A 15,720-nucleotide genomic window follows, 5' to 3' on the forward strand; every position below is an offset into this window, starting at 1 on the left:
TTGAATGTGGCCCTCTCTTTCGTTACGATAGAGGAACATGAGACGAGAATTGGTACGGGAATGAAAGGGGCGCTCGCTTTTGCAAAACACAGACATGCAGAATGGTGACATGCTGGATAGCGAACACTCCAGGGAATTGTTTGCATACTACGGATTGGCTGTTTATTATGGACAGGCTCTTGAGCAGCAGTTGGTTAATCTGATTCTTTTAATGAAAATGTCTCAAGGCAAGGCTGTATCCGATGAAGACCTGGAAGATCTGTACGAACGGAAAATGAGCAGTTCACTTGGACAGCTTATACATGAAGTTCGTCATCACTTTACGTTTTCTGACGAGGAGACCCGTCAGTTGAATGAATTATGGAAGCAGCGCAATAGCATTGTGCACCACTATTTCAAAGAGCGAATTCATGAGACCTTTAGCCCCGAGGGGCGATCACGCATGATTAAGGAACTGGAGGATTTTAAGGACCGCGCGCAGGAGCTGGAGATCAGTCTTCAGCAGTACACGGGGGCCTGGATTGCACAGCTTGGATTGAATGCTGAGTCGGCTGCGGCGCTGCGGCGGCTTGAGCATATGCATTCAGAGAGCATGCATGCTCGAAGCATGGAAGAGGAGAATCAGCGTGATTGAAAGCAAGGTCCCCGAACGAAATCTGAAACGAAGAGGCAAGTGGCGCTGGTTTGTCATTTCCATTACATCACTGATGCTGCTGGGCATCGTTTGGGCTATCATTACGGCCTGGCTGATATCGGCTTACACAACTGAGCAATCTTCCAGACGGAGTGATGCGGCGATTATCCTTGGTGCTGCTGTGGATGGGGATGATCCCTCCCCCGTTTTTCGGGAGCGGATCGAACATGCCGTTTGGTTATATCGTCAGGGCACGATACATAACCTTATTTTCACCGGTGGTTCTGGCCGTACAGGAGAGCGCACGGAAGCTGAAGTAGGAAGAGATTATGCCGTGGAACACGGCGTAGATCCGGCAGATATCCTTATAGAAACACAATCGAGAATTACGGAGGAGAATCTGGTTAATTCGATTAAGATTGGGAAAAAGGCAGGATATCACACCTATACCATTGTAAGTGACCCGCTGCATATGAAGCGGGCGATGAAGCTGGCAAGCGGTCTGGGCATGGATGCTGTTCCGTCTCCAACACAAACGTCAGCATATCAGACTTGGCGAAGTCAATTTCCATTTCTGGCGCGGGAAACGGTCTTATATATGGGTTACACGGTAAAGGGATGGATGGACAATCCGCAGCAGCCTTGAGGCTGCATGTGGATTGTCTTTTTTCTTTGCACAGCCGCCAGCAATCATGTCCCGGGATAATTGATGGCTGCGCTAACCAGTGCGGCCACGCCAAATCCGATCAACCACCAAGGCCAGCGTACTTTCGTGTTTTTTCGATAGCCTACGAACAGATAGATGATCCCTGTCAATAACACTGCAGTTGCCAAGCTGCTGCCCACAATCCAGCCGATACTCATGTGGATGCCCTCCCTCTTTATTAGAAAAGTGTCGAATATTTCCCTAATCTCAATGATCCGCCTCTAACCTGGACTTGAAATGGGTGAGTACCGTCAAGATATACATGTTGCTCCCCGTTTTTCTGAAGCGAAAAGTCGCTTTTGAGGCGTCCTCCGGTCTGGTTGAAATTTAATGTAAACCCATTATAGTCAGGAATCCGAAGGTCCATATGGCCGCTGGTGGAGACATGGTCCAGCGATTGCAGCATCGTAGAGGACTGAATGGAAAGTGTGCTGCCTGTTGTACGGGATTGAACATGTGCAAGTTGTCCATGGAGTTGAGTGGGAGAAGAGGTGGCATGGAGTTTCAGTTGGTTGGTATTCAGATTCATACATGCGATCCGGCTGCCGACTGTCCTCAAACTGAAGTGTTCGGCATGACCGGATACGTTCAGCTTGCTTGATGTACAATGGCAATCCAAATATTGTGTATCCATGTTGTCGATCACAATCCGTGTTCCAATACTCTTGAGGGTTATACGTTTCATTACATTGGGGGGGAGAAGGATGCTTAGCGATGTACGCTTGAAGTTTAAACCCAGCGGGAAGGCGTGCTTGCATCCATCGATTAGGCTAAGAGTGTCGCTGCCAACCTGAGCGTCAAAACAACGAGAAAGTGGAAAACGGGCGCTCGCTCGTTGAATAACGCGAATAAATGGATCCGCACCAGGCGCAATATGCACGTCGCCATGCATCCAATCCAGAGTGAGGAAATGAACAGGTGCCTCCAGCTGTATTTTTTTACAAATGATATGTTCAACAGGCTTCAATCGTACGCCCCCTCACTTCCTTCCACGTTACTTTCCACTGATACAAAAGCACCAATCTTCTCATGATGCTTCAGAATCTGCTCGATTAGTTCATCGTTTACGATATCAGCCCCGAGTGTTTTCATCAGTGTTTGCAAAAAGATAAGGCGTTGTTTGGTGGCTGCAATACTACGGCCAAAGATGGCAGGATTGATCCAGATGTTAACCAGCATCATAAATACTTCAGCCGCTGCCTCGGGATCAGCTGTACTGATCGAACCATCTGCAACACCTTCTTTCATCATTGCTGCAATAACGGGTGCATCCATTTGCACCGCCTGTTGAATGCCTCTAACAATGAAGAGTGGATTTTTAATCTGAGTCTGCAGAACGCGATCCAGTGAGTGTGCCTGAGGATCAGAGAGTACATGCTCCAGGATTTGAATTAATTTTTCTCTTGCTGTAGCTGCAGTCGTGTGAATAACCAATTGATCCAGCATGCGGGCAGAGTATTCAAACTGTTGTTCCATGACGGCGTTCAAGATTTCCTCTTTGGATTTGAAATGGTGATATATGGCGCCTTTGGACATGCCCAGAGCTTCAAGAATGTCCTGAATACTCGTCTTTTCATATCCTTTGTCCGTAAACAGCTGTGCAGCAACGGATAGAATCTGTTGAACCGTCTGTTCAGGGTATTTGTTTCTGGCCATAACAACCTCCTTGATTTATAATACCGACCGTTGGTATGTATAATAACTCGAAACAATTTTGATGTCAATAAGAGGTAATTGAAAGGGTGATTAGCTCGCCAGAGGAGTGAAATGCTGTCTTTTGGCAGAATACATAAAAAAAAGACCCATGCCGCAGGACCGGAGAGGTCCAGACATAGGTCGTATAGAAAATGAATCCTAATCCTTGATTCAATTAACAAAAGCATGAAGCGTTATAGATTACCTCCAGCTAAGGTAGCGGATGTTCGGATGGCTGTGCCTGAGCTGTTGTTCTCGTTTACTTCGCCACCAGCTTGTGCCCCTTGCTGCAGTTGATACATTTGATAGTATCGTCCTTGAAGTTCCATCAGTTCATCATGCGCGCCCTGTTCCACAATTCGTCCGCGGTGCAGGACCAGAATCTGATCAGCTGAGCGAATCGTCGAGAGACGGTGAGCAATGATGAAGGTAGTCCGGCCTTTTTTGAGGACTTCCAGTGCATTTTGAATCAGTGCTTCTGTTTCGGTATCGATATTGGCGGTAGCCTCGTCGAGAATAAGAATGGCCGGATCGAACGCGAGTGCACGGGCAAAAGAGATCAATTGACGTTGTCCGGCAGATAACGTACTTCCTTTTTCAATAACGGGTTCAGCAAATCCTTGGGGCAGATGCGCCAGGATCCGTTCTGCTCCCACATCACGCAGTGATTGTTCAATCTGAGCACGTGTGATGCGTTTATCTCCAAGACTGACGTTAGAGGCAATCGTGCCAGTGAAGAGATATGGATCTTGCAGTACGATACCCATATGCTGCCGGATCCACTGTTTTGGCAAATCTTTGACGTCCTGACCGTCAATGGTGATCTTACCTTTTTGCGGATCATAGAACCTGAACAACAGGTTGATAATCGAGCTTTTACCGGAACCGGTATGACCGACCAAGGCGACCGTTTGACCCTGGGATGCTTTGAACGAGATATTGTTCAGCACATAATCCTTTTTATATGCAAACGATACATCGTCAAATACGACATTGCCCTTGTACCTTGGCATCGAGCCATCGGTTACGGCTTCGCCCTGTTCATCCATCAGCTCAAACACACGTCCAGCCGAAACGAGGGAGGAATCCAGGTTTGCCAGTTGGTTCACCATGCCGGTGATCGGCTGGAACAAACGCCCCAGAACATCGACGAATGCGTAGAGAACACCCAGTGAGATGATACTGGTGCCATCCAGCACACTGGAACCGAAGTACCACAGGACAACTGCAAAAGCGATATTCCGCAATACGTTGACCAGGTTGTGTGAAGTGAAGGCGTTCAGATTCAGCATTTTGTTCTGGTGTTTCATATAATCGTCATTCAGATCTTCAAATTCCTGCTTGGTCTGCTTCTGATGACGGAATACCCGGATGATGGACATCCCTTGAATGGATTCATTGATAATCGCGTTGATCTCACTCAGTCGTGAACGGATGATTGTATTGTAGCGTGTAGCGAATTTGCGATAGAGTACAATCCACAGAATAAGCATCGGTACAACGAACAACGAGATCAGTCCGAGACGGAAATCCAGCAGGAAGAGGGCGACATATACCCCCGTAATCGTAATGATTCCCGAGAAAAAGTTAGAAAGTACGGCAACGAACAGATCCTTAACGGCTTCTGTATCGTTCGTGACCCGGGAAACGACTTTACCTGCGGGCAGATTATCAAAAAAATGTACCGGCAGTCGCTGGATATGTGCATACACATCATTACGCAGCTTTTGAATAACCTTGTTCGCAGAGGATTGCAGCCAGTAGGTTTTACCAAACTCCATAATGACCGAGATCACGAGAAAGATCATGTAATAGACAATCAATTGATAGATGCTTGGCATCTCAGGTTTGTAAAAGGCAAAGAGTTCACCAGCGGAAAGCGGCTCTGCCGCATATTGGCCAGTCACTTCGCCAGCGCGTGTAACGGTAAGTGTGCCATTGGCATAAGAACGATCTCCATCAGGTGCACTTACCGGCTCATTGACAAAATAAAAACTTTTGCCGGCTTGCAGCACTCTGACTTCGGCACCCTTCACTTCACCGGCTTCAAACCGGCCTTCGCGTTTGTAGTTCTTGCCGTTGTAGGCTGCCGCTTCGGAAGAAGCTTCCGTTTCATAAAAGGGCTGCTCAATGGCGAGCAGATGATTGTCGATCATCGATTTCGCAATAAATGGACCGGCGAGCTCAGCCGCAACACCTATCGTTAGCATAATTAATGCTGCAATAAAAGTTCCTTTGGCTTTCAGGGCATATTGAAGCAGCCTTTTGCCTGTATTCGACTTCAAAACGTTGACCTCCTACGTGGACAGATTGGACTCCACCTGTTGCCGTTCATATTGTTCACGGTACCAGCCATTCATGGCAAGCAGTTCCTGGTGGGTTCCTTCTTCCGTAATTTTCCCGTGCTCCAGTACGATGATCCGGTCTGCGTGTTCAATGGCGGACAGGCGGTGTGTCGAGATCAGCGTTGTTTTGCCCGAGCGTTTGTTGCGTATATTTTCAATGATTTTGGCTTCTGTTCTTGCATCGACTGCGGATAGGGCATCATCCAGGATCAGAATGTCAGGATCGGCAATAAATGCACGCGCCAGAGATACCCGCTGTTTTTGTCCGCCGGACAGGGCAATCCCTTTTTCACCAACAAGAGTATCCAACCCATCGGATAAAGTACCCAGATCTCCATCAAAGGCTGCCGTACGAATGGCTTCCATAATGACTTCATCACTTGCCCCCGGCTTGCCAAACTGAATGTTCTGGCGAACCGACTTGGAGAACAGCACCTGCTCCTGTGGAACGTATCCGATCCAGCTGTGCAAGTCATCCTTGGCGATCTCCTGAATCGGATGCCCGGATATACTTAATGTACCGGAGCCGGCAGGGTATTCATGAAGCAGCTGTTTAAGAAGGGTTGACTTACCACTTCCCGTACGCCCAACGATACCGAGTGTTTGGCCCGGGCGAAGGGAGAAGCTGACATGGCTAAGATTATCGACCGTCGAACTTGGATAACGGAACGTCACATCCTGCATCGAGATAATTTCAGGATTTGTAATATGAGCAGGCTGATCCACATCTTGGACAGCAGGTTCTACAGACAAGGTTTCGTTAACCCGGTCCAGGGAGGCGCTGCCACGCTGCATCAGGTTAATCAGCTCACCAATGGCGAACATGGGCCAGATCATCATCCCCAGATACATGTTGAACGATACGAGATCTCCAAGGGTGATTTCATTGTGAAACACAAGATAGATGCCGTAGGCAAGTGCGATGACGTAACTGAGACCGACACATAGCCGAATCGTTGGTTCGAATAGTGCATCCATCCTGGCAACAGCGAGATTTTTGCGATAAACGTCTTCAGTGACATCAGCGAACCGCTTCTGGTCCAGACGTTCCTGAACATAGGCGCGCACCACGCGAATACCTGCGATGGATTCAAGCACCTGATCATTCATGTCCCCGAAGGCATCCTGTGCCAAAGTATACCGTTGATGCACGGCTTTCCCGTAGATCATCATGGCAATGGCGATAAACGGCAAAGGCAGGATTGCGGCAAGGGTCAGTTTCCAGCTCACCAGAAAACCCATCGCGAACAATACCGTTGCCAGGAAGGCAGTAGAGTCAGTCAGTGTCAGCATGCCGAAACCTGCTGTTGTGGCAATGGAACGAAGATCATTGGTGGCGCGAGCCATCAGATCTCCCGTTCTGTTTTTCTCAAAGAAAGGCGGGGTCATCCGCAGCAGGTGATCCATAAATCGCGAACGCAGCAAGCGTTCAACCAGATTTGCACCACCAAACAGTTTGTGCATCCATATGTACGTGGTCAGATAGATAATAACGACTGTTCCTAGAATGAGTAAAATGTAACGTGTGAGTGAGGCACCAGTGATGGAACCGCGCACAATCTCGTCAATGGCATTGCCGAGAAGACGAGGGGGCAGCAGTTCGGCTACACCCACGAGAATGAGCAAAATGACACCAATCAGGTATCGTTTGCGTTCCAGCCGGAAGAACCAGGCCAGGTTTTTGAGTACAGAGAACAAGTGGTATCCCTTCCTTTCGAGTGTCTGTGAAATACGTTATCTGCTCATGTTTGCCGATTTGTACCCACAAAAAAAGACATACCGCACGCAGGCGGTATGTCTTGGATATCAATCATACAGCGCATGGCTCCGAGAGCAGAGCCACCGCTGAACATAAGTATCATAAGTGTGCATAACAGCTAATCTGATTCAAGATTACTGTGATGCTGACTTAGAAACGGAATAACGATTTCGAGGGTGCTCCGGTATTTAATTGTGAGCTGATTAGACCATCCATATGACTGTTAAACACCGTAATCACCCTTTCTGTTTTGGAAATAAATTGAATGTGGATCTCGTATGTTTGCATCTTAACACCGCCTTTTGCGATCTGTCAAACTTTTTTCACAATTGCACTATCGGCTATTTTTGTTTATTTCTTTGGTGTAATGTTTGAACTCAAGCCAATCAAGCGATATGATGTAACATATATATAGAGAAGGAGCTGACATCAAATGAGTACCATACATGTATCTGACCGTGCCGCTCGCTGGTATAAGGAAGAACTGAACTTGAATGAAGGAGACAGCATCCGATTTTTTGCCCGTTATAGCTCCGGCGGAGGCCTCCATCCCGGATTTTCACTCGGGATCGCCGTGGAGGAACCGCGCCATCCGGCAGAGCAAACAGAAGTATCTGGCATTCACTTTTTTATGGAAGATCACGATTACTGGTATCTGAAAGGCCACAAGCTGCATGTTGATGTTGTGGAAGAAGGACAAGATATCGAATATCGTTATACTGAGGTCTAATCAATAAATTCAGGGGAGCATCTGTAACGAGCTGATAGAGCTGGAATGAAATGCGGCTAAGTATCGATTGTATCGCTGGCTTCTGCCGGCTTCGAACAGGAGGGATAAGTATTGAATCCGCCAGCCCGAGATCTGGCCCAGTATATTGCAAATCGCTCTCATATTGTGGTGAAGGCTGCTGTCAGGGCCGAGAACGAACAAGGTGAATTGTTGTTAATCCAGCACGCCGAGCAGGGGCATTGGCGTATCCCCGTTGGACGGATGCGTCCTGGCGAGGCCATTGAAGATGCGGCTCATCGGGAACTGTGGGAAGAAACAGGATGGACGGCAAGCAGCATGATACTTGAAACGCTGCATTCGGGTCCGGATCTGAGACAACTGCATTCCAGCGGAGATGAGGATTATTATGTCATCGCCCTGTTTCGGGCACTAATCATTCAGGATCGTCTGGTGGAATCCCGTGTGAACAGTGAGGCTGGGTTGAAGTTTTTTGATCCATCTTCGCTGCCTCTTCTGAATGGCCTCAGCCGATTGTTGCTTGAACGCTGAAAAATGGAATAAAAGCAAATAAAAGAAGCCTTTCCCTACTGGAAAGGCTTCTTTTATTTTGTCCCATGGGGTGTTGTACGAGCCTGGATTAACTAAACCTGATCGAGTGGCTCTTCATCCATCGCAAAATCAAAATCGTCAATATCAAATACTTGCACAGGGGCGGATGATTCTATAATCCGAGCGATCAGCTCAACCTGATCCGTAAGGATTGGGATACTCAGGCGCTGTGAAGTGAGCAGCAGTTCTGTCTCAATGGGATCGAAATACTCACCATACTGAGCTGTATCCACTGCATTGATAATGGCGATGGAAACCTGATCACCAAACAAAATGGACGGGCTTTTTGCCCACGGAACAGATAAGGCCCGTTCGATTTTCTTCTTGTTCAGCGGTTCTTCAAAATATGAAATCATCTCGTTAATCTTTGTTTTTACATGCTGATCATCAGCAGGGTTATCCATCAAAGGGTCTGGGCTAATCTGAAATTCATATAACTCCAAGACGGTGGTATAAGGAACAATATATTCAACAGGCGCGGGCGGCGCGAGCAATTGACCGTAAATAGCCACCATCACGGCTTCTGTAATAAACTGACGTGACATAGGTAACTGAATCCTCCTGCGGCCATTAATAATTGCGAGGTGAATCAATTTTATAATGCAAACGAATACAAATGAAATTGATTTCTCTGCTGTGGACATGGATGCATGAATTGCATGAATAGTAGTATATCATACAACGGTGGGAAATACAGCCAGTCAGCAGAAGGATGTCAAGTCCTAACTTCGCTCAGGATTTGCCGAGCAGCAGTGATAGAATGCCCGCTGCAATCAGTGGGCCTACGGGGACACCTTTAAACAGGGCTACCCCAAGTACGGTTCCAATCAGTAGTCCTGCAACTACAGTTGGTTGCGTGCTCATGAGTGTAGCACCCCGTCCACCCAAGTAAGCCACCAGTAAACCCACACCAATTGCGAGCAGCGATTTCCAGTGGAGGAAGGACTCCCCAATCGTCTGCAGACTCATCTTACCGCTGGCTAGTGGTGCCATGACGCCAATGGTCAAAATGATAATGCCAAGCGTAAGTCCGTATTTTTCAAGCCAGGGAAAAGCCTGATTCAAATTCAACACCCGCAGCAGCAGTAAAAATACCATGGCTACGGTCACAGGTGTATTGCTGCTGATAATACCGAGTGCTGCGAACAGGAGCAACAGCATGGAGGTCATATCCATCGATTTCAATTCCCCTCAGCCTGCCCGCGCTGCCGACTTACGATGTGCTCCGCGATGTATCTGCCATGCCAGCGTCCAGACTCAATGAATACTTCATTGGCATTGCGTCCTGAAGCGATTACCCCGCCGACATATACACCTGGTACGCTGCTTTCCATGGTTTGCACATTGTACACCGGTTTATCCAGATCATCAGACATTTCCACGCCCACGGAAGCAAGCAGTTTTCGGTCAGGACGGAACCCGGTCAGTGCCAGAACAAAATCGTTATCGAGCTCGCTAGTTGATCCATCTGCATGAAGCAGGCGAACGGAATCGTCCAAAATTTCATTGACACGTGCGCCGAGATGCAATGTAATGCGGCCTTTCTGTACCATGCTTTCAAACAGCGGACGTACCCATGGCTTAATATGCTCCGACAGACCCGCACCGCGGTACACCATATCAATGTGGGCTCCGACACGGACCAGTTCCATAGCTGCATCCACGGCAGAATTGCTGCCCCCGATAATTGCGACACGTGTGCGGGTGTAAGGATGAGCTTCCCGGAAATAATGAGTGACTTTATCTTTGTCTTCTCCAGGAATACCAAGATAATTCGGGTGGTCAAAGTAACCTGTTGCCACAACCACATTCCGTCCCTTATGGACAATGCTTTGCCCGCGGCGATTGACTGTATGTACTTCAAAGGTGTCATCTTCACTGCGTTTGATCTCTCGGGCTTCCTCATAATTATGAACACGCAGGCCGAAGTGTTCGGCTACCTTGCGATAATAGGCGAGTGCCTCATAACGAAAAGGTTTGTCGTTCGGTGTACTGAACGGCACGTTTCCGATCTCAAGCAGCTCGGCTGTACTGAAAAACTGCATATGGGTTGGATACAGATAAATGGATTGTACAATATTGTACTTCTCTACAATTACAGCTGAGAGACCCAGCCGTTCACATTCAATGGCAGCAGACAAACCACAAGGTCCTCCGCCGATGATAATTACATCTTCCATGTTCATATTCCTCCTTCATTCAAGCAATATTATCCTACCGTAAATAGTCATGTAATGCCAGTTTACGCGGGGGATTGGCTGAAGAAAAATAGCGGACTATCGAGTTTGACTTTATAGTGGGAAAAGATTAACATCAAATTAGATGATTATCTAAATAAAGAGGTGATGTTTATGCAACTGGAGAAAATTGTGGCTTATCACAAAGCTCTGGCTGATCCTACCCGGCTCCGGATGCTGCTATTACTGTCTCAGGGTGAACTGCACGGACAGGCACTTGCCGAGCGGCTTAATCTGTCACAACCAACAGTTACGCATCATGCATCGAAGCTGAGAGAAGCGGCGTTGATCAAGGAGCGGAGAGAAAAAAATACGGTGTTTTTCTCTCTCAACCCATCTTTTATTCGTGAACATGCGCAAGCTTCCGTTGATTTTATTTTCAAAAGGGAGGAGGTAGCCGATATGAGCGATGTGAATGAAACGCTAAAAGCCTCCGTAATGCGAAACTTTTTCTCCAAAGATGGACGATTGCGTCAAATCCCGGCCCAATACAAGAAAAAGCTGATTGTACTTGGTTATTTGGTTGAGCAGCTTGAATTCGGACGCAAGTATACGGAGAAAGAAATCAATGATTTTATACGCACGTACCATGAGGATTTTGCCACAATTCGACGGGAATTTATCATGCATCAATTTATGTACCGAGAAGATGGAATCTATGAACTTAATCCGAAGGAAATGTGGACCCGCTGGGATCAGGTAAAATAAACGATGCCAGTAAGTAAAATTGAAGCAAGTAAGATAAACTACATTAGGCAGAAATAAAAATTGGGCTTGACAACGGCAGAGTACACTGTGTAACATGTTGGATAAATCTACAAGGGAGGCGATGTTATATGACAAAGGTAACGGCAGTATACGTTAATTTGAATATGGACAGCGTCTCCGGAACGGATCAAAGCATGTAATTTTACGGGTATTGGACAGGTAGGTCCATAGCGTAGATTAAAAAACATGTGCAGATGAAGCCACGGGTGACGCACCCGTGGCTTTTTGGTTGCCGAAAAAGGGGATGTTCCTGCATTGCCTGTGGCAGATTGTTATATTCAACAATCTGCTGGTAGGAGATGCCAGGGAGCTCTTGGTTCTGTTAACTTCTAATTGCCGCGGGCGTTTAATGGCTCGTGGTTTATTTGTGTCTGATCTAAACCGGAGTGTTCAGATTGAAGAATGATGGTCATGAGAAATAAACAACACATTTTGGGAGGAATATGAATTTGCATAATCACATGGAGAAGTACGGCTGGTCCGCGAAATGGCAGGAATTGTGGCAGCAATCAGGGTTGGACGAACAAATGAGAAAGCCGGCTCGAATCATTGCAGACCACGGACAATTGCAGCGTCTGATTACAACTGAAGGTGAATGCTGGGGAAGGGTATCGGGACGGATGCGTCATGACAACCTGGAGACAGGGACACTTCCTGCAGTGGGAGATTGGGTCGCCATTACGGGGCAGTCCGGTGAAGAGGCTATAATTCACGGTATTATACCAAGGCAGAGCCGGGTATCCAGACAGGCTGCCGGGCCAATAACGAAAGAGCAACTGATTGCGGCAAACGTTGACACGCTGCTGGTTGTCGCAGCTCTTAATCATGATTTTAATCTCAGACGGTTGGAAAGGTATATCATGATGGCCTGGAATGGAGGAGTTAGACCCGTCATCATTTTAAGCAAAAGCGATCTATGCACCGATGTGGAGGAAAAAATCGCAATGGTAGAAGGAATTGCTCCGGGGATCGAGGTGCTGGCGCTGTCGGCAATAGAGGACCAGGGTAAAGCATTACTTGAAACATATCTGCAGCCAGGGATCACCGTAGCCTTGACGGGTTCTTCTGGCAGTGGCAAGTCCACCATGGTGAACTGGATGATGGGGGAAAATGTGCAGCTTACGCAATCCGTACGGGAGGACGACAGCCGGGGCAGACATACAACAACACATCGGGAGATGTTTGTTTTACCACAGGGTGCTGTACTGATTGACACTCCGGGCATGCGTGAGCTAAATCTGTGGGACGAAGGTAATGACGGACTTTCCCAGGCGTTTAATGAAATTGAACAGCTCGCTGCAGAATGCAGATTCGTTGACTGCAGTCATACACGGGAGGCCGGATGTGCAGTTAAAGAAGCGATTCAGAATGGATCACTGGATGAAAAAAGGTTAAACAATTACCTGAAAATGCAGAAGGAATTACAATTTCAACAGCGGAAGGAAGCGGTTGCATCCAAACGGCGAACAGCCACAAGCAAACCGGTGAGCTCGCGTAAACCCAAACATTCCCGCAGCGTAATAGATTGGGAAGAAGCCTGAAATCAGGCGGGCATCCCCGTGACTTCAGCATAGAATAGGTCAGGAGGGATGCCATTATGCCAGATTACAGAATTATCGTGGATCTGACCGACCACATGTTATATCTTTTGGATGGCAATCAGGTCGTTAAGGGTTACCCTGTGGCAATCGGGAAAATGCTCACAGAGACTCCGAGTGGGGAATTTACCATTGTCAACAAACAATCGAATCCAGGTGGACCCTTTGGTGTACTTTGGATGGGATTATCCAAGCCCCATTATGGTATCCATGGGACGAATGAACCTTCGTCGATTGGTAAGTCTGTATCGCATGGATGTATCCGCATGTACAATTCGGATGTGCTGGATCTCTCTTCGAAGATATCTGTAGGCACAAGAGTAACGATCCGGTCCTAAGGCCGGATTGTTACCATCCCGGAACTGGACTTAATGGATGTATTTGGAATTCAATATCTTCATGCATATAATAATGTAAAGTCACTTCAATAAGCCAGAGAAGGTGAGTGATAGTCGATGCAGATCAGACAAGCCCGTGAAGGGGATGCAGAAGCGATTGCCCATGTACATACAGAGAGTTGGAAGACAACGTATCGAAATATTGTACCAGATGATTTTTTGGATCATTTGACTACTGAATCGAGATTATCCCAATGGGAGCAGACCATACGCTCTGACGAAAAAAATCAGATTCTGGTGGTGGCTGAACAGCCCAATGGGAAAATTGTCGGATTTGCCTGTGGAGGAAGGGAGCGTGAGGGCAAGCTGCCGTATGATGCAGAGCTATATGCCATCTATTTGCTGAAAGAGGTTCAACAAACGGGTATTGGTAAGCAACTGGCTGCGCATGTTGTACATTATCTTCACTCCCTGAACATGAGGCGTTTGCTTATTTGGGCATTGGAGCGAAACTCAGCATGCCGTTTTTATGAGAAGATGGGCGGAACTCCTGTTCATACGCAGTCCATTCAAATCGGAGGTCAACATCTGATCGAGATAGCATATGGCTGGGAAGATTTAAATTTGTTTGGCAGACAGGCACTACGTCCTTTGGATTGAGAAGAGTCAGTGTGACACGTTTGCGCAATCAATATTTATTCAGGTCAATGATGTACTACATTTCTTATAGAAGGAAAACAATTAATTTGGTTAGGAGGTGTTCGGTGGCGATTGGGCCATCGAGAAATTTTCACGCACCCTTTGGTTCAGTCTTCAGCATCAATATCGGGAATACCCGGCGATCAAGTAACCAGATCCTTCGAGAAGGATCGACATCGAATGCGAAAGTCCGCTCAAAGCTTAATGGGGCGGGCTTTTGCACGTTTTTACATAGAGAATTGAAGATGTCTGTAAATCTCTAGAGAAAGCTGTTTGGTGCATTCTTATTCTGGTTATTTATGGATACACGGGAGTACCGATCCGTAAATCTAAAGGTAAAGGGGCTTGAATTCCATGTCCATTGACCGTTTTATTTTGAGGAAGCTGAATACCTGTCAGGAAGAGCATACACGTGCCAATTTGGTCCGGCTGTTTGTTATACGTATTCGCAGAGCCGAGATCGCAGAGGAGCATGAAACCGCTTATGCCGTTAGCAGATTACATTAACATAGATAGAGCAGCACTTCTTCGCATCAAAAAAGGAAGCTTGTCTAAATGACAGCTTCCTTTTTCCTTGTGTTGCATATGCAATTTCATACCGACTCTTCTTTAATACAGCGACAAGGCCAGAGAGTCATTTTCACTGCGGCTGTGCAGAATCGCTTCACAACCGACAATCTCAATACTAATCAAAGAGTGCAGACACTTTTGCAAAGCGCGTTTACCATTACTGATTTTATGCTCAAGGGCACTGCTAAGCAATCTTAATGTCTTTTGCATAGGTTGTTTGTTTTCTTGATTGAAATATACAGGGATTGATTTGTTTTGAAATGTTATTAGTGTTCTCACTAGAAATCACCTCACGAGAGTTATTTCATACTGGTTATAATAAATTCCAATGCTTAAAATTACCTTAAAATCAGCTTATGAAAACATAAAGGTAGCCAATGTTTGAAAAGTGTTCACAATTTGATTGTGGGCGAAGCAATAAGAAGTCCCGAATACCGAATGTTATCTCCCATTTTTATGGAAGAAAGTCGCAGGTTTTCGCATCCAAGCAACAAATAACGAGAACAATGCCTCAAAAGTTCTGAGTCCAATGGACGATATTTTAATATTTATGTGGGTCATATGTAACAAAAATACAGGTTGTACATTGCAAACAGGGTGTTAATGTAAGAAAATAGGGTTGGAAAAGGATTCATCCGCATTTTTTTGATTTAATTTGACATTAGGACAATTTACATATGAGACCATGGGAGGGATTATGATGATTCTTACCGTGTATTCCGGCCGGGAGGAAGGCGAATGGTTCGATATTGAAGTCCCGGATGAGTGTACGATTGAACATCTGAAGACATTGCTGGGGGTGCGGATATTCGGGCAGGCTCCTGGTGATGGCATTCAATACATCCTTGAAGCGAAATTCCCCGAAGGTTTGTGGTTCTCTCCGCAGAACTCCCAGCAACTGATGGAAACGGGCCTGCGGCAAGGCAGCTGTGTACGGGTTCAGCGGGCATTCTCCACCACTACAGAAGAAGCGCCAGTGTACGGAAGACGCTCATTATTTCAGCAGGACAGCAACGAATGAGGCTTCTTGAC

At 46.8% G+C, this 15,720-nt stretch carries 19 protein-coding genes; 10 read left to right on the forward strand and 9 right to left on the reverse strand.

The window, feature by feature from the left end:
- Positions 1-79 precede the first annotated feature (79 nt).
- Together AAIH57_RS01370 and AAIH57_RS01375 are read left to right on the forward strand one after the other, a co-directional pair.
- A complete protein-coding gene (locus AAIH57_RS01370; protein WP_246310881.1) occupies positions 80-634 on the forward strand; it encodes a hypothetical protein in 555 nt (184 codons plus the stop codon).
- A complete protein-coding gene (locus AAIH57_RS01375) occupies positions 627-1,280 on the forward strand; it encodes a YdcF family protein (protein WP_430020289.1) in 654 nt (217 codons plus the stop codon). The genes AAIH57_RS01370 and AAIH57_RS01375 overlap by 8 nt, the downstream gene beginning before the upstream one ends.
- A gap of 44 nt (positions 1,281-1,324) precedes the next feature.
- On the opposite strand, the gene AAIH57_RS01380 is transcribed toward AAIH57_RS01375, so the two are convergent.
- The 5 genes from AAIH57_RS01380 to AAIH57_RS01400 all read right to left on the reverse strand — a co-directional run bounded on the left by AAIH57_RS01380 (position 1,325) and on the right by AAIH57_RS01400 (position 7,078).
- Entirely contained in the window at positions 1,325-1,498 is a 174-nt protein-coding gene (locus AAIH57_RS01380; RefSeq protein ID WP_413033895.1) for a hypothetical protein, read from the reverse strand.
- 20 nt (positions 1,499-1,518) lie between these two features.
- Positions 1,519-2,307 (reverse strand): DUF4097 family beta strand repeat-containing protein, encoded by a 789-nt coding sequence (locus AAIH57_RS01385; protein WP_430020290.1) that lies wholly within the window; start codon positions 2,305-2,307, stop codon positions 1,519-1,521.
- A complete protein-coding gene (locus AAIH57_RS01390) occupies positions 2,304-2,996 on the reverse strand; it encodes a TetR/AcrR family transcriptional regulator (protein ID WP_430020291.1) in 693 nt (230 codons plus the stop codon). Before AAIH57_RS01390 ends, AAIH57_RS01385 begins: the two co-directional genes overlap by 4 nt.
- A 233-nt stretch (positions 2,997-3,229) precedes the next feature.
- Entirely contained in the window at positions 3,230-5,320 is a 2,091-nt protein-coding gene (locus tag AAIH57_RS01395) for an ABC transporter ATP-binding protein (RefSeq protein ID WP_430020292.1), read from the reverse strand.
- Between the two features lie 12 nt (positions 5,321-5,332).
- A complete protein-coding gene (locus AAIH57_RS01400; RefSeq protein ID WP_175395984.1) occupies positions 5,333-7,078 on the reverse strand; it encodes an ABC transporter ATP-binding protein in 1,746 nt (581 codons plus the stop codon).
- Positions 7,079-7,572: 494 nt separating this feature from the next.
- On the opposite strand from AAIH57_RS01400, the gene AAIH57_RS01405 reads away from it, so the two are divergent.
- Both AAIH57_RS01405 and AAIH57_RS01410 read left to right on the forward strand, forming a co-directional pair.
- Positions 7,573-7,869 (forward strand): HesB/YadR/YfhF family protein, encoded by a 297-nt coding sequence (locus tag AAIH57_RS01405; RefSeq protein WP_175395983.1) that lies wholly within the window; start codon positions 7,573-7,575, stop codon positions 7,867-7,869.
- 111 nt (positions 7,870-7,980) lie between these two features.
- Positions 7,981-8,418, forward strand: coding sequence for an NUDIX domain-containing protein (locus AAIH57_RS01410; protein ID WP_430020293.1), 438 nt, complete (start codon positions 7,981-7,983; stop codon positions 8,416-8,418).
- 92 nt (positions 8,419-8,510) lie between these two features.
- Here the strand turns inward: AAIH57_RS01410 and AAIH57_RS01415 are convergent, their stop codons facing one another.
- The 3 genes from AAIH57_RS01415 to AAIH57_RS01425 all read right to left on the reverse strand — a co-directional run bounded on the left by AAIH57_RS01415 (position 8,511) and on the right by AAIH57_RS01425 (position 10,658).
- Complete coding sequence (locus AAIH57_RS01415; protein ID WP_175395981.1) at positions 8,511-9,023, reverse strand: ADP-heptose synthase; 513 nt, start codon at positions 9,021-9,023, stop codon at positions 8,511-8,513.
- 187 nt (positions 9,024-9,210) lie between these two features.
- The gene (locus AAIH57_RS01420) at positions 9,211-9,654 is read right to left on the reverse strand and encodes a DUF441 domain-containing protein (RefSeq protein WP_430020294.1); all 444 of its coding nucleotides are present in this window, start codon (positions 9,652-9,654) and stop codon (positions 9,211-9,213) included.
- 5 nt (positions 9,655-9,659) lie between these two features.
- Positions 9,660-10,658, reverse strand: coding sequence for a YpdA family putative bacillithiol disulfide reductase (locus tag AAIH57_RS01425; protein ID WP_430020295.1), 999 nt, complete (start codon positions 10,656-10,658; stop codon positions 9,660-9,662).
- A gap of 171 nt (positions 10,659-10,829) precedes the next feature.
- Here AAIH57_RS01425 and AAIH57_RS01430 point away from each other — a divergent pair, with 171 nt between their 5' ends.
- The 5 genes from AAIH57_RS01430 (at position 10,830) to AAIH57_RS01450 (ending at position 14,625) form a co-directional block, all read left to right on the forward strand.
- Positions 10,830-11,423 carry a metalloregulator ArsR/SmtB family transcription factor gene (locus AAIH57_RS01430; RefSeq protein ID WP_175395978.1) on the forward strand — a complete coding sequence of 198 codons (594 nt, stop codon included), beginning with the start codon at positions 10,830-10,832 and terminating at the stop codon, positions 11,421-11,423.
- Positions 11,424-11,926: 503 nt separating this feature from the next.
- The gene (gene rsgA / locus AAIH57_RS01435; RefSeq protein WP_430020296.1) at positions 11,927-13,024 is read left to right on the forward strand and encodes a ribosome small subunit-dependent GTPase A; all 1,098 of its coding nucleotides are present in this window, start codon (positions 11,927-11,929) and stop codon (positions 13,022-13,024) included.
- A gap of 56 nt (positions 13,025-13,080) precedes the next feature.
- Complete coding sequence (locus tag AAIH57_RS01440; RefSeq protein WP_430020297.1) at positions 13,081-13,419, forward strand: L,D-transpeptidase; 339 nt, start codon at positions 13,081-13,083, stop codon at positions 13,417-13,419.
- A gap of 117 nt (positions 13,420-13,536) precedes the next feature.
- A complete protein-coding gene (locus tag AAIH57_RS01445; RefSeq protein WP_430020298.1) occupies positions 13,537-14,079 on the forward strand; it encodes an N-acetyltransferase family protein in 543 nt (180 codons plus the stop codon).
- A gap of 393 nt (positions 14,080-14,472) precedes the next feature.
- The gene (locus AAIH57_RS01450; protein ID WP_175395974.1) at positions 14,473-14,625 is read left to right on the forward strand and encodes a hypothetical protein; all 153 of its coding nucleotides are present in this window, start codon (positions 14,473-14,475) and stop codon (positions 14,623-14,625) included.
- 102 nt (positions 14,626-14,727) lie between these two features.
- On the opposite strand, the gene AAIH57_RS01455 is transcribed toward AAIH57_RS01450, so the two are convergent.
- Complete coding sequence (locus AAIH57_RS01455) at positions 14,728-14,967, reverse strand: hypothetical protein (protein WP_095287663.1); 240 nt, start codon at positions 14,965-14,967, stop codon at positions 14,728-14,730.
- Positions 14,968-15,388: 421 nt separating this feature from the next.
- Between AAIH57_RS01455 and AAIH57_RS01460 the strand changes: the two genes are divergently transcribed.
- The gene (locus AAIH57_RS01460; protein WP_062326145.1) at positions 15,389-15,709 is read left to right on the forward strand and encodes a hypothetical protein; all 321 of its coding nucleotides are present in this window, start codon (positions 15,389-15,391) and stop codon (positions 15,707-15,709) included.
- Positions 15,710-15,720: the final 11 nt, after the last annotated feature.

Source organism: Paenibacillus sp. MABNR03 (assembly GCF_050455445.1).
Classification (GTDB): domain Bacteria; phylum Bacillota; class Bacilli; order Paenibacillales; family Paenibacillaceae; genus Paenibacillus; species Paenibacillus xylanilyticus.

Excerpts from the sequence above, each read along its gene's own strand:
- AAIH57_RS01380 (WP_413033895.1), bottom strand. The coding sequence starts at position 1,498 with ATGAGTATCGGCTGGATTGTGGGCAGCAGCTTGGCAACTGCAGTGTTA.
- AAIH57_RS01390 (WP_430020291.1), bottom strand. The coding sequence starts at position 2,996 with ATGGCCAGAAACAAATACCCTGAACAGACGGTTCAACAGATTCTATCC.
- AAIH57_RS01405 (WP_175395983.1), top strand. The coding sequence starts at position 7,573 with ATGAGTACCATACATGTATCTGACCGTGCCGCTCGCTGGTATAAGGAA.
- AAIH57_RS01415 (WP_175395981.1), bottom strand. The coding sequence starts at position 9,023 with ATGTCACGTCAGTTTATTACAGAAGCCGTGATGGTGGCTATTTACGGT.
- AAIH57_RS01420 (WP_430020294.1), bottom strand. The coding sequence starts at position 9,654 with ATGGATATGACCTCCATGCTGTTGCTCCTGTTCGCAGCACTCGGTATT.
- AAIH57_RS01425 (WP_430020295.1), bottom strand. The coding sequence starts at position 10,658 with ATGGAAGATGTAATTATCATCGGCGGAGGACCTTGTGGTTTGTCTGCT.
- AAIH57_RS01430 (WP_175395978.1), top strand. The coding sequence starts at position 10,830 with ATGCAACTGGAGAAAATTGTGGCTTATCACAAAGCTCTGGCTGATCCT.
- rsgA (WP_430020296.1), top strand. The coding sequence starts at position 11,927 with ATGAATTTGCATAATCACATGGAGAAGTACGGCTGGTCCGCGAAATGG.
- AAIH57_RS01440 (WP_430020297.1), top strand. The coding sequence starts at position 13,081 with ATGCCAGATTACAGAATTATCGTGGATCTGACCGACCACATGTTATAT.
- AAIH57_RS01445 (WP_430020298.1), top strand. The coding sequence starts at position 13,537 with ATGCAGATCAGACAAGCCCGTGAAGGGGATGCAGAAGCGATTGCCCAT.
- AAIH57_RS01450 (WP_175395974.1), top strand. The coding sequence starts at position 14,473 with ATGTCCATTGACCGTTTTATTTTGAGGAAGCTGAATACCTGTCAGGAA.
- AAIH57_RS01460 (WP_062326145.1), top strand. The coding sequence starts at position 15,389 with ATGATTCTTACCGTGTATTCCGGCCGGGAGGAAGGCGAATGGTTCGAT.